Source organism: Halolactibacillus miurensis, from assembly GCF_900116255.1.
Taxonomy (GTDB): Bacteria; Bacillota; Bacilli; order Bacillales; family Amphibacillaceae; genus Halolactibacillus; species Halolactibacillus miurensis.
In genome coordinates this window covers 1-13,373 of the sequence record NZ_FPAI01000043.1, presented here as the reverse complement: position 1 = coordinate 13,373, position 13,373 = coordinate 1, and the positions used below count along the sequence as shown (strand labels likewise).

The 13,373-nt window shown below is 40.1% G+C and carries 10 protein-coding genes; 8 read left to right on the top strand and 2 right to left on the bottom strand.

The window, feature by feature from the left end; all coding sequences use genetic code 11:
- Positions 1-149 precede the first annotated feature (149 nt).
- Entirely contained in the window at positions 150-1,505 is a 1,356-nt protein-coding gene (gene gdhA / locus BM390_RS14670) for an NADP-specific glutamate dehydrogenase (RefSeq protein WP_089855680.1), read from the bottom strand.
- Between the two features lie 382 nt (positions 1,506-1,887).
- On the opposite strand from gdhA, the gene BM390_RS14665 reads away from it, so the two are divergent.
- Positions 1,888-4,539 carry an HAD-IC family P-type ATPase gene (locus tag BM390_RS14665; protein WP_082394385.1) on the top strand — a complete coding sequence of 884 codons (2,652 nt, stop codon included), beginning with the start codon at positions 1,888-1,890 and terminating at the stop codon, positions 4,537-4,539.
- 290 nt (positions 4,540-4,829) lie between these two features.
- Here BM390_RS14665 and BM390_RS14660 read toward each other — a convergent pair whose 3' ends face one another.
- The gene (locus BM390_RS14660; RefSeq protein ID WP_062319719.1) at positions 4,830-6,074 is read right to left on the bottom strand and encodes a hypothetical protein; all 1,245 of its coding nucleotides are present in this window, start codon (positions 6,072-6,074) and stop codon (positions 4,830-4,832) included.
- 263 nt (positions 6,075-6,337) lie between these two features.
- On the opposite strand from BM390_RS14660, the gene BM390_RS14655 reads away from it, so the two are divergent.
- From BM390_RS14655 to BM390_RS14625, 7 genes are all read left to right on the top strand, one after another.
- Complete coding sequence (locus tag BM390_RS14655; protein ID WP_082394386.1) at positions 6,338-7,558, top strand: TraB/GumN family protein; 1,221 nt, start codon at positions 6,338-6,340, stop codon at positions 7,556-7,558.
- 375 nt (positions 7,559-7,933) lie between these two features.
- Entirely contained in the window at positions 7,934-8,932 is a 999-nt protein-coding gene (locus BM390_RS14650) for an arsenic resistance protein (RefSeq protein WP_062319722.1), read from the top strand.
- 34 nt (positions 8,933-8,966) lie between these two features.
- Positions 8,967-9,404, top strand: a complete 438-nt coding sequence (locus BM390_RS14645; RefSeq protein ID WP_062319724.1) for an OsmC family protein — start codon at positions 8,967-8,969, stop codon at positions 9,402-9,404.
- A gap of 123 nt (positions 9,405-9,527) precedes the next feature.
- Positions 9,528-10,925: a cryptochrome/photolyase family protein gene (locus BM390_RS14640; protein ID WP_062319726.1), complete on the top strand. Its 1,398-nt coding sequence runs from the start codon at positions 9,528-9,530 to the stop codon at positions 10,923-10,925.
- Positions 10,922-11,662: a TspO-related membrane protein gene (locus BM390_RS14635; RefSeq protein WP_062319729.1), complete on the top strand. Its 741-nt coding sequence runs from the start codon at positions 10,922-10,924 to the stop codon at positions 11,660-11,662. The genes BM390_RS14640 and BM390_RS14635 overlap by 4 nt, the downstream gene beginning before the upstream one ends.
- A 301-nt stretch (positions 11,663-11,963) precedes the next feature.
- Positions 11,964-12,557 (top strand): YpjP family protein, encoded by a 594-nt coding sequence (locus tag BM390_RS14630; RefSeq protein ID WP_062319731.1) that lies wholly within the window; start codon positions 11,964-11,966, stop codon positions 12,555-12,557.
- A 211-nt stretch (positions 12,558-12,768) separates the two neighbouring features.
- Complete coding sequence (locus BM390_RS14625) at positions 12,769-13,113, top strand: hypothetical protein (RefSeq protein ID WP_062319733.1); 345 nt, start codon at positions 12,769-12,771, stop codon at positions 13,111-13,113.
- Positions 13,114-13,373 lie beyond the last annotated feature (260 nt).

Sequence of the window (13,373 nt, the reverse complement as noted above, 5' to 3'; positions counted from 1 at the left end):
CATGTTTCAGCTGCATAAAAAGAGCCGAAACATGTGAAATATAAGCTTGAAATTATTGGTTAAAACTTCTCGCCAACACCATTTGACAAAGAACCGATATTCATCTCATACACGGGGTTTCTTTATGGGTAGTTAAAAGAATGGGTAAATTAAATGACACCTTGAGCGATCATCGCATCCGCTACTTTTAAGAATCCAGCAATGTTGGCACCGACAACAAGGTTACCAGCTTCACCGTACTTCTCAGCCGCGTCCATGCTGTTTTTGTAGATGTTTTTCATGATTTCGTGAAGTTTTTCGTCCACTTCTTCAAACTTCCACGCGATACGGGCAGAGTTTTGCGCCATTTCTAAGGCAGATACGGCCACACCACCAGCGTTTACAGCTTTACCAGGTCCAAAGAGAACATTGTTCTTTTGGAAGATGTCAACAGCTTCAAGTGTTGATGGCATGTTGGCGCCTTCTGCGACAGCTTTTACACCATTATCGACAAGTTTTTGTGCACTTGTTTCATCGAGTTCGTTTTGTGTCGCACATGGAAGTGCTACATCACATTTTACGCTCCAGATATTTTCGAATCCTTCGTGGTACTCAGCATTTGGGTGTTCGTTAACATATTCTTTAATACGTTTACGTTCAACTTCTTTTAGACGCTTAACTGTCTCTAAGTTAATACCATCTTTATCATAAACATAACCGTTTGAATCGGAACAAGCGACCACTTTAGCGCCGAGTTCAGTTGCTTTTTGCATCGCATAGATTGATACGTTACCAGAACCAGAAACGACCACCGTTTTTCCGTCGAATGAATCGTTTTGTCCTTTTAACATTTCTTGTGCGAAATAAACTGTACCGAAACCAGTTGCTTCCGTGCGTGCTAAACTACCGCCAAAGCCAACTTGTTTACCAGTTAAAACGCCAGCTTCATAACCGCCACGCATTTTTTTGTATTGACCGAATAAGAAGCCAATCTCACGGGCACCGACACCGATATCGCCGGCAGGAACGTCTGTGTCTGGTCCGATATGTTTAGATAACTCACTCATAAAGCTTTGGCAGAAACGCATAATCTCGTTATCTGACTTACCTTTAGGATCGAAGTCGGCCCCGCCTTTACCACCACCGATTGGTTGACCTGTCAGTGAGTTTTTGAAAATTTGTTCAAACCCTAAGAACTTAATAATACTTGCGTTAACGGATGGGTGGAAGCGCAGTCCGCCTTTGTATGGTCCAATCGCGCTATTGAACTGGACACGGAAACCACGGTTGACATGAACTTTCCCATTGTCATCTGTCCAAGGAACACGGAACTGGATGATGCGCTCTGGTTCAATCATCCGTTCCAGAATAGAATGGTCGATATATTTAGGGTCTTGTTCAAATACAGGAACAAGTGAATCTAAAATTTCTTTTACTGCTTGTTGGAACTCAGATTCTCCTGGGTTACGTTTTTTTACTGTTTCGAATACGTCATTAACATAATTTAATGCGCGATCTTTTGACATACACTAATTCCTCCTATTGATTTTCTGTTTTTTACTTTTCTTTGTTTAATTCTAAAACAAAATTGACTGATAATTTTGAACTTGATACATCTTTCATTCTATCGTTTCTCTATACCCTAAAACAATACGTATCTAACATCAAATTAATCTCAAATTCAGATTAATCATCTCGTTTCCTGCGAATTTTGTATTCAATTGCTACCGTTCCTGTTTATTTTAATTGCTATCAAAGGGAAAAGACGAAACAAGCGCTTGGGTAGTGAAAAAGGGTTTAAGTTCATCGTGGATAAGGAAAAATTAAATAGAAGTAGTTAAAGCATAAGAAAGTTATCAATGTTTGATGCGAAAGAATACATTATCAAAAATGAAAGAAGGTGGTTGTATGAGTCGGCAATGGTTTAGTTTAGATATAGATACGATAGAAAAACAATTAGAGACAAATCGTGACGAAGGATTAGTTCAACGTGAAGTAACGGAAAAGCGTGATTATTACGGTAAGAATAAACTACCTGAACAAGAAAAGACACCGGAGTGGTTGAAATTCATTAAACATTTTCACGATGTGCTGATTTATATCTTACTTGTGGCTGCGGTCGTCACGCTTATTCTGGGACACTATATTGATACGGTTGTGATCATTCTCGTAGCGGTGATCAATGCCTTAATCGGTTATATTCAAGAAGGAAAAGCAGAAAAAGCGCTGGACGGCATTAAAAACATGTTGTCGCTCCATGCGACCGTTGTCCGAGAAGGGAAACGCCATGATTTAGAAGCAGAGGACCTTGTCCCAGGAGACGTCGTCTTAGTGAAAGCAGGTGATAAAGTTCCCGCAGATCTTCGTTTAGTCGAGGCGGATCATTTAAAAGCAGAAGAAGCGTCTCTGACAGGAGAATCAACGTCTGTTACGAAGGAAACAATGGTACTGGATGATGAGACTGTATTAGGGGACCGTGTCAACATGCTTTTTTCTGGGACCTCTATTTCACAGGGGACAGGACGCGGGATAGTTGTTGCGACAGGGGAAGATACTGAGATTGGTAAGATTAATCAATCCATGCAAGACGTCGAGGAAATCAAAACGCCACTACTTAAACAAACCGATGATTTTGGCAAGCTGATTTCGATCGTGATTGTCGTTTTAGCTACCTTGCTGTTTATTTTCGGCTTGACGTTTCATCAATATGACTGGCAAGAATTATTACTATCAGTGATTGGCTTAATGGTCGCGGCTATTCCGGAAGGCTTGCCAGCCATTCTTTCAATCATTCTGGCCTTAGGTGTACAGACAATGGCCGACAATAAAGCAATCATGCGCACGTTACCTTCCGTTGAAACGCTTGGCGCGGTGACGATAATTTGTTCAGATAAGACCGGTACATTAACGAAGAATGAAATGACCGTAACGACGGTAGTAACGGCGAATCAAACGTTTGACGTTACCGGAACAGGATATGAGCCCGTGGGTGAGTTGCGATTGAATGACAAAGAAGTAAATGTGATTGATTACCCAAGGTTATTTCAATTTCTAACAGCCGTCAAAACCGTTAATGAATCGGATGTGATTGAAAAAGATAACCAATGGATTGTTCAAGGCGAACCAACCGAAGGCTGTCTTGTGAGTTTGGCAGACAAAGCAAGTCAACCTATTAAGAAATTATCAATGCAGTCAAAGATTCCGTTTGACTCTTCTTATAAGTATATGGCTGCTCTTGTAGAAGAAGACGGTCAGAAGCGTATCTATTTAAAAGGAGCACCTGACCGTGTGTTTGATATGGCGGGACTAGAAGTAGGGTCAGAGGAACGCAATTACTGGGAAGAACAAATGAAGCGCCGGACCGAAACAGGTGAACGGGTCATTGCGGCGGCAGTAAAAGACGTGAGTGAGACAACAGAAACCATCGACCATGAGGATGTCTCTACAGGTCTGACGCTACTCGGTCTTGCCGGTATCATTGACCCACCACGTGAAGAGGCAATAGAAGCGATTAAAGCATGTAAACAAGCAGGAATAACGGTCAAGATGATTACTGGAGATCATAAAGATACTGCCCTTGCGATTGCCAAACAGATGCAACTGACAGACCGTGATGCAGTTGTAGAAGGTCGTGAACTTGATGACATGTCAGATGACGAGCGGTGTGAGGTTGTTAAACGCGTGGATGTCTTTGCCCGAACGAGCCCGAAAAATAAACTACAACTCGTCGAAGCCCTGCAGACAAACGGTGACATTAGTGCGATGACCGGAGACGGGGTGAACGATGCGCCTGCCTTGAAGCGAGCTGATATTGGGGTCGCCATGGGAATCAAAGGGACGGAGGTTGCCAAAGAAGCATCAGAAATGGTGCTTGTTGATGATAACTTCCGAACGATTGTGAATGCGGTAAAAGAAGGTCGCCGCGTGTATGATAACTTAAAGAAAACGATCCTGTTTATTTTGCCGACCAACGGTGCTGAAGCGTTTCTTGTGATGGCGGCATTACTGTTAGGGCTTACGATGCTACTCTCGGCAGTACAAATTCTGTACGTCAATATGGTGACGGCTGTAACGGTGGCCTTAGCGTTAGCGTTTGAACCAATTGAGCGGGGGACGATGGAAAAACCGCCAAGGAAGTCAACGGAGCGGTTGCTGAGTCCTTACTATATGTTTCGTATTGTTTTTGTATCATTATTAATTGGCGGATCGATTCTATTACTTTATCCGCGCTGGGTTGAACAATATGGACAAGAGAATGTTAGCACGATTACCCTGCATGCGCTTGTTTTTGCGCAACTGTTTCATATGTTTAATGTCCGTAATGAGCGACACTTTAGTTTAAACAAAGATTTCTTTAAAAATAAAGCGGCTTTTATTGTGTCAGCTCTATTAATCATCATTCAACTACTGGTGACTTACGTCCCATTTATGCAGGTAGCGCTTGGATTACAACCCCTCTCACTTGGTGAGTGGTTCTACCCGGTGATGATTGGCTTGGGCGTCTTTATTGTCGTTGAAATTGAGAAGCTTGTGACGCATCGGGTGTTTAAACGGAAGTAGTAAAAGTGAAGACGAAGATGATTTGTAGTATTAGGGGGATATATTTGTATAGGTAATTCTAAAATTATCCAAAGGAGCGTGGTGAAGTGACTTGGTTATATGTCATGCTTGGTGCAGTGTTGCTAGGAACAAGTCTTTGGGGATGGATCGCAAGATATAAATGGACGGAGAAACAGGCGGATAAACTAAAAGACTAAGTTTAAGTTAGACCATCGGTATGACGTAGACGCGGTTAGTAAAGTTTAAATTAATAGAAAAGGCGCTAAACCAGATGGTTTAGCGCCTTTTTATTATAGTGAATCGAGAATCAAACGGAAAAAGTCGTTCTCGTCATCATCATCGAACGCATCAGCCATGTCTTTGAAAATAGAAAAGAAGACATGCCCAAGCGGGGTAACCGTAATCGCTGATAGTTCTTTAAAACTTACCGGGTTTACCGGGGTGTAATTGTTATAATCAAGCTTCACCAAACCGAATGGTTCAAAGGCGGGTAAAACGTCTAAAAAGAAGCTATCCAAAGTCGGACGTAGATGAGAGGTGTAGTCCAAGAGTGGTTTAAACAATGGGTGGTCCGCTTTGATTGCTTCACCAGGTGGAAACGCACTCAGTATATCAGCAAAATTAATCTGGTCTACCTGGAGGCAGCCGAGAAGATGTTCACCATTAGCAACATCTAATAATCGCCAGTCAACACCATGCCAGAAGACTTCCATCACATAAGCCACTTGTGCTTCTATTTCAGCATTCAGATAGTCAGTGACGAAATCGGTCGGAATAAGGAAATTCCCATCAATAATGAAAAAGTCACCGGCCTCCGCAAATACATATAACAGGTGGAAGGGAGGAATATCTCGCTGATTTAAGGTTGGCTTCGTGAAAAGATTTAACCCATTTGTTTCATCAAACTCTTTCCAAAAGGCACGCGTTAAATGCTGGGTGCCATTGGTAACCTTATGACGTTGTTTCTGATCAAGATTCTTAAGAAAAACATTAAACATATCAAAAAATGGCGGTTGGTCAAAATCAATGGTCTTTAACGGGGCCACAAGTAAGTCGTCGACATCAAGCCCGCTTGATGCTTCACGATTAATCGTATGAGTCGTTGTTTGATGATAAACATTCGGATCATTTTCAAACGTCCAGTCAAGAAAATCGGTTGTCGTTTCATATGTATCAAACCGGTGCATAAAAAACGCTTTCTCTTTACACAAGTCTTTGATAGCTATATTTTCTTCTGGTGAGATCCAATTGCGTTTACTGAGTGTATCGGCTAACTTTTTAAACGTCGCTAAATACGGGCCAACATCACTTTTTGAGCTGAATAAGTATTTTCTAATATAGTAGTCGCCTAAAAAGGACAATATCAATGCATCATAATAGTGAGGGGGTTCCATCTGCTCATCTTCGATAAAGTCATAAAAATTCTCTGCGTTAATCATATGCTTATCGATCGTTTTAGTTGTTAACTTTTTCGCTTCTAGGTCCTGTTTAAAGGCACTCAGTATAACGTCTGTAGAAATATTTTCTTCTGTCATGGTTGGTCTCCTTTAATATCATTTTTTTATAACATGTCCGTAGAGCTAATGTTTTTACTTTCATCTATTAATTATAACAAAGGTGGATGTGGTGTCGTAGTCCTTTTTAAATATCGAGTAAACAAATGAATCAAGTGTATATATGTCATTGAGTAAAGGTTTTATCACCTTTTTGTATTTTCAAGTGGGTTTCTTTAGCCATATGACGATGAGATAAGTTATACTAGAAAGATAAGACTGAATAAAAAAGGTAGGATTTAAATATGGAAAAAGATGAATTAACAACGCCTGAACAAGTGGAAATAGAATCAAATAATCAATCGAATACGGTTGTTAGAATTGAACAAGATGGTAAAACATACATATTAATTGGAACAGCCCACGTATCTAAAACAAGTGCAGATGAAGTAAAAGAAGTTATTGAGAGAGAACAACCGGATGCGGTATGTATTGAATTAGATGAACAACGCTATCAATCGATGATGGATAGTGATAAGTGGAAGAAGATGGACATTTTTAAAGTTATAAAAGATAAGAAAGCAACTCTCTTACTGATGAACTTAGCCATCTCATCTTTCCAAAAGCGGATGGCAAAACAATTTAATATTGAAGCGGGTCAAGAGATGATGCAAGGGATTAAGTCAGCTGAAGATGTTGGCGCAGAACTTGTCCTTGCGGACCGTAATATTCAAATTACCTTCTCTCGTATTTGGGGGAATGTTGGTACAAAGGGTAAGCTGATGTTACTTACGCAAGTCATGGCCGGTATTTTTTCTAATGAGTCCATCACAGAAGAAGAACTTGAGAAGATGAAGAGTCAAGATGCGATTGGGGCGATTCTCGATGAATTTACCGAACATTTCCCGCGCCTTAAAACGCCTCTTATTGATGAACGTGATCAATACTTAGCAGAAAAAATTAAACGGGCAAAAGGTGAAAAGATCGTCGCCGTATTAGGTGCTGCTCATGTGCCCGGTATTACCGAAGAGATTAAGAAAGATCACGATTTGAAGCAACTGAATAAAGTTCCTAAAAAATCAAAATGGCCTAAACGAATCGCCTGGGGTATTCCGATTGGTATTGTCTTAATGGTACTCGCGACATTTATTATGAATCCAGAAGCAGGTACCGATCAAGTCATGAGTTGGCTCATTTGGAATGGGCTTTTCTCAGCCATTGGGACAGCGATTGCTTTTGGGCATCCCTTAGCTATTCTAGCCGCGCTTGTAGCCGCACCTATTACATCGCTTAATCCATTAATGGCTGCAGGTTGGGTCAGTGGATTGGTTCAAGCTTACGTAAAAAAACCGAAGGTGAGCGATTTTGAAGCACTGAGTGATGACGTGTATACTGTGAAGGGTTTCTGGCAAAATAAAGTGACACGTATTTTACTTGTGGTTATGTTAGCAAACTTAGGATCAACACTTGGAACAGTCGTCGCAAGTACCGATGTGATTCGTTTATTTATTGAAAATATTTTTTAATATCAAAAGTTGAACTGACGACATAGTCTCAAGAGACCTTTGATGCATAAGAAAAGCAGCACCGACATAGAATATTAGGTGTTGCTTTTTTGTATGTCATATTCAAAAATCTACACATTTTCACTTATCTAATGAATCATTTATACTTGGCACCACATATTAGAGAGAGTCCTATTATTAAGTTTATAAGGCTAAAAGTAACTAAAATACCGGTGAAAACGGATACGAAATTTTTGAGTGTATCATGAGAATGTGTTGATGTTATGTGGTTTTTCGCTGAAAGTGAAAAAAGTTTGTTAAAAGGTTTGACAAACTTCCGGGTACCCCTTATAGTATAAACATACCCCAAGGGGTAAGTGAGAGAGGAGAGAAATTATGAATAAATTATACACATTCCCCCAACGTTACTTGATGATTAGTGTCCCGTTAACTTTGGTTATTGCTTTTATTGTGGGTACGATGGTTGATACGCGCGTTTTGCAACCCGTTGTTCTTTACGCAACAATTATTATGATCTATGCAACGATGATTGGCTTTAATTTTAAACAACTTACGTCAACCCAAGGGACAAAGGTTTTAGTCTTTTCAATGCTCATTAACTTTGCGATTGTACCAGTCGTCGCATACCTACTAGGGGTAACGGTTTTAAGAGAGTATCCGATTATGTTTGCGGGTCTTGCCTTATCAGCGTTATTGCCAACGAGTGGTATGACCATTTCTTGGACAGCGCTGCATAATGGAAATGTTCCAGCAGCCGTGAAGTTAACGATTTTTGGTTTGATCTTGGGATCATTACTGACGCCGTGGTACTTACTTGCGATGGTTGGTCAGTTAGTGGAAGTTGATATTCTTCAAACCTTCCGTACCATCATTACGGTAGTATTTGTTCCGATGATTCTTGGACATATTACTTTTAAGATTCTAATGAAAAGAATGACCATGCAAGAGTTTAAAACACGAGTGAAACCAGCTTTAGGTCCTCTGAGTATTTGGGCAATGTTATTTATTGTGTTTGTGAGTGTCAGTGCACGAGCAAATATGATTCTCAATAATTTAGAATTGATTGTGATTGCAACAGCCGTTCTCATTATTTTTTATGTGATCAATTTTGCGATTAGTACTTTCTTCGCGGTGAAATTCTTTGACCGTGGTGATGGGATTGCCTTGGTTAACGGAACAGTATTACGTAACTTATCAATTGCGATTGGTTTAGCTGTTGCCTCATTTGGAGCAGAGGCAGCATTGATTGTTACGATTGCGTTTGTTGTCCAGCAACAAGGGATTGCTTTGTATGGTAAAATAGCCTTAAGTCGTTGGTTTAAAAAAGATCAAAAAGAGGAAAGAAATACTGTGAATAAGCCGGTTCAGGCTTAAATATATTATAATTTTGAAAAGGATGGTTAACATTATGCAAAAAATGAAATTCAACGTAAGAGCAGAAAACGAAGGTTTAGCAATCACTGCAAAAACAGGGAAACACGAAATTGTCTTAGATGAAGGCGCACAAATGGGTGGAAAAGATTCAGGTCCTAACCCAATGCAAAACGTCTTAGCTTCACTTGCTTCATGTGAAAATGTGACGGCACATATGGCCGCAAAAGAAATGGCGTTCGATCTTCAAGGTCTGTCATTCAACATTTCAGGTTCATTTGACCCACGTGGTTTCATGGGTGACCCAAGTGTACGTCCATACTTCGAAGAAGTATCTGTTGACGTTACCGTGACAACGTCTGAATCAGAGACACGTATTAAAGAATTACAAGAAAAAGTAGAATCTCGTTGCCCTGTTTACACAATGTTTAAAGCAGCTGGTGTTGAGATGAACGACAACTGGGTTAAAGCATAAGTTAGCTTCACACTCAAATGATTTCTACAATCAGAAGTAGCCACTTTGTGGTTGCTTCTTTTTTTTGTTTTTTAAACCGTAAAAAAGGGTAAACCTAATAAGTAGCAAAAGGAGGTATTGATTATGCGCATCCTCGTCTTATTTAGACGCGATTTACGTCTGCTTGACCATCCTGCTCTTGCAGAGGCAGCCCGTGATGGGGAGATTGTCTGTGGATACATAAAAAAAGAATCACTCACGTCAGCCCATGACTACTGGACAATGGCACACGTTGCTGATATTAAGCAGGCGCTGAATCGCGAAGACGTTCCGTTTCTTTTAGGAGAGGGTTCCGTTGTTGAACAAGTAAATGCGTGGTGTGATCGGTATGATATTGATGCGGTATACTTTAACCGGTCTTATCTACATGACGAGATTGAACGAGAAGATGATCTCATCGATTCGCTTGAAAATAAGGGGATTAAAACAAAGCGTTTTGTTGGAGATGTCTTAGCTAAACCAGGGAGTGTGTTAACGGGTAAGGGAGAGTATTATAAAGTCTTTACGCCATTTTATAAGGCACTAAGACAAAAGCCACTCATTGAACCTGTTAAAAAGCCAACCACTTTTTCTGGCTTATCCATCGAATCTGATGACATTGCATTTAAAGAACCTGCTTGGTTTAAAAAGCTTCTCAACCACTATACTCCAGGGGAACATGTGGCAATTGAGCAGCTTAATACATTCTTAGAGCAGGCTCTTAGTCGCTACTCTGAAGGGCGAGACCGCCCGGCACGTAAGGACACCTCTCATCTTTCTGTTTATTTATCTGTCGGTGCTATCAGTCCAAGGGTCATATACCAAGCGGTGATGGCGTATGATGAAGTAGGACCACGAGTCGATAAAGAAAAAGAAGCATTTATTCGACAACTGATGTGGCGAGATTTTAGTTATCAACAGCTTTATCAACATAAAGAGGCGGAGACGAAAGCGATGAGGGAAGAATTTGACCGATTTAACTGGGAGAATAATCAGGCAGAAATTGAACGATGGAAAAAAGGTCAAACGGGTTATCCATTGGTGGATGCGGGTATGCGAGAGTTATATGAGACCGGCTATATGCATAACCGTGTTCGAATGGTTGTCGCCTCATTTTTAGTGAAACACTTACTCGTGGATTGGCGGGTTGGTCTTGATTATTTTGAACATACTTTACTTGACCACGACCGGCAAAACAATGCGCTCGGTTGGCAGTGGGTGATGGGGTCTGGTTTTGACGCGTCACCTTACTTTAGAATTTTTAACCCAATCACCCAAGCGGAAAAGTTTGACCCAGATGGCGACTATATTAAACGTTTCGTACCAGAACTGAGACAGCTTTCTGGTCAGGCACTCTTTCGCCCGTTTGAAGCAGATGAGGCGGAGTTGAAGCGCTTTGGGGTTGTTTTAGGAGAAGACTATCCACATCCGATTGTCGATCATAAATCAGCAAGAGAACGGGCGCTTTCGCGCTATCAAGAAATAAAGGAGGCATCATCATGATAAAAATTTGGATAAATGTATTGACGCTTATATTCGCTTTAGTTTTAAACGGTCTTGCGACCGCGCTACCCCTTAATGGCATTGATACAGGTGCTATTTCAGATCGATTGGACGTTCTTTTTACACCGGCAGGGTATGTGTTTAGTATTTGGGGTGTTATTTATATAGCCCTTGTAATTTGGACACTTAGACAATTTAAAAGCGATCAACGAGAGCGGGCCGTGTATCAGGATACGCACGTGCTATTTTGGTTGATTAATTTACTTAATGGAATCTGGCTCATCACCTGGCATTATTTTTACTTCGGTATCGGGGTTATTATTATGGTTCTGTTACTTGTCTTACTCATTGGGATGTACAATGTGATTAACCAAGTGAAGGACAAGGCTTTCGATCGGCTACCCTTTTCACTGTATCTCGGTTGGATTAGTGTCGCAACGATTGCAAATATCAGTTATTACCTTACTGAGATCGGTTGGAACGGCTTTGGTATAAGTGATGAGATTTGGGCAGTAGCGTTACTTATTATTGCGTTTGTTCTAGCAACTTGGTTCCGATATAGCCAGTCAGATATCGTTTATCCACTCGTCTTCATTTGGGCGCTTATCGGTGTGGGCATTGAAAACCAAGGTGTCTCCGAGCTTGTCAGTATGACCAGCTTTATCGTCAGTGCGTTACTCGTGATTGTCATTCTTTTTGTTAAAAAGAAAAAGCATACGCTGAGTTTCGGACGTTAAAAAGTTATCCACTTATAAACATTAAGGGTGTGTGTAACGGATAACGTTACACGAAAAGTTAAGTTATCCTCAGTGTTATCCCATGAAGTTGAATAACTTATGAGAGAAAGGTAATCAAAACACGTTATCCACATGTGGGTAACGTGTTTTTTTACATATTGCCAAGTAAACTGTAGAAAAACTGTGTAAAACTTATCATTTTTATAACAGTTCTGTTTCATTAGTGAATCCTGTTTAAAAGTATGCTAAGATGATGATAGTAAACGTTTTCAGAAAACGTATGGAGGGAGGAATAAGGCACGTGAAATTATGGGTTAAAAAGTTGTTTGTCGCAACGGTTGCCGCTTTAACGCTAGGTATGTATGTACCGTCGATTGATTTAGAAGTGAATGCTGATGTAGACAATAAAGACATAGAAGAAAGTAAAGAAACGCTTGATAGATCGCGAATCGTCCATACGCCAACTGAACCTGAACAATATCCTAGTTCAATTGTTACCTCAAAAGAAGAGCTCGTAGAACAAGCAATGGAGCGAACACTTGAAAAAATCGGTCCGCGAACAATTAAACCCATTGAACGCGAAGTGACCTATGAAGTTTTACCACAAATTGAAACAGTGATGCATGCCATCGTAGATAAATACGATCCTGATCAGTCATTTAGATTATCACTCATTGAACATAAAACACCAGGTTATGGTGAAAAAATCTTTGATGTCTATGATGAAAAAAATGAAAAGATTGTGGCTAAGTTTCATGTGAGACGTGATAATAAACCACTAGATGGTTATTTCTTTAATTTCCATTATCACTTAGAAGATGATGATTTTGATCATCACTATCCAATCGCAGAAGTCTGTTACGGTAAAAATACACCACCGAAATGGATGAGTTAAAACACGAATGAAAAGTAGACGCTTTTTGTTCGTGTTTTTTTGTACCCAAATGTAATGCGCAGCATTCGCCTTAGAACAATTTACAGGTGCTAATCAGCCTGGATTGTCAGCTGAAGCTTATAGCTTAACAAGAATTTAATCCAATTAGGTGTTTGATTTTATCCCGTTAGGGAAACAATTACTATCAAACTTTTTAAGGAGTGATAGTAGTATGAGTAAACACGTTCAAGTATATTTTCATGATGAGAGTGAGGCAGAAGCATTTAAAGCAACGCTCGCAAAATATTCAACACAAGATGTTTTCGTTGATGAAATCGAACATGACGATGGTCGAATTCTGGTTATGCCAACGCCACCGGCAACATCATCTGCTGCAGGTGTACCGCCAGTAAAAGTATCAGAGAAAAGTGCGGGTATGGCGATTGGCTTTGAAAAATCTGATGATGATCGCCCGAGACGAGCGGTTGTTGATTTTAAAGTGTCAGAAGCTGACTATCAAGCCGTTATTGAAGAAGCACGAAAAAACGACGGGTTGCTTGATCAAGCAAATATTTAATGGTTTTGTCACTTTTTTCGACTTTCGACTTGATTCACTTGTCTATATAAGATTTTGAGTTTAACACTTAATTTAAAACAAACCTCTCTCATCCTTTGATTTGTAAAGGTTTAGAGAGGTTTTTTCTTGATTGGAAAAGTGAGTACTATTTTGCTTTTTTAGATAGAATCAATTTCATAATTGCTCTTTTTAAAAAATCAAACACGACCAGAATTTCAATATTTGTCTTAAAAATTTTTTATGCTATTTGATATTGCTTT

Excerpts from the sequence above, each read along its gene's own strand:
- gdhA (WP_089855680.1), bottom strand. The coding sequence starts at position 1,505 with ATGTCAAAAGATCGCGCATTAAATTATGTTAATGACGTATTCGAAACA.
- BM390_RS14665 (WP_082394385.1), top strand. The coding sequence starts at position 1,888 with ATGAGTCGGCAATGGTTTAGTTTAGATATAGATACGATAGAAAAACAA.
- BM390_RS14660 (WP_062319719.1), bottom strand. The coding sequence starts at position 6,074 with ATGACAGAAGAAAATATTTCTACAGACGTTATACTGAGTGCCTTTAAA.
- BM390_RS14655 (WP_082394386.1), top strand. The coding sequence starts at position 6,338 with ATGGAAAAAGATGAATTAACAACGCCTGAACAAGTGGAAATAGAATCA.
- BM390_RS14650 (WP_062319722.1), top strand. The coding sequence starts at position 7,934 with ATGAATAAATTATACACATTCCCCCAACGTTACTTGATGATTAGTGTC.
- BM390_RS14645 (WP_062319724.1), top strand. The coding sequence starts at position 8,967 with ATGCAAAAAATGAAATTCAACGTAAGAGCAGAAAACGAAGGTTTAGCA.
- BM390_RS14640 (WP_062319726.1), top strand. The coding sequence starts at position 9,528 with ATGCGCATCCTCGTCTTATTTAGACGCGATTTACGTCTGCTTGACCAT.
- BM390_RS14635 (WP_062319729.1), top strand. The coding sequence starts at position 10,922 with ATGATAAAAATTTGGATAAATGTATTGACGCTTATATTCGCTTTAGTT.
- BM390_RS14625 (WP_062319733.1), top strand. The coding sequence starts at position 12,769 with ATGAGTAAACACGTTCAAGTATATTTTCATGATGAGAGTGAGGCAGAA.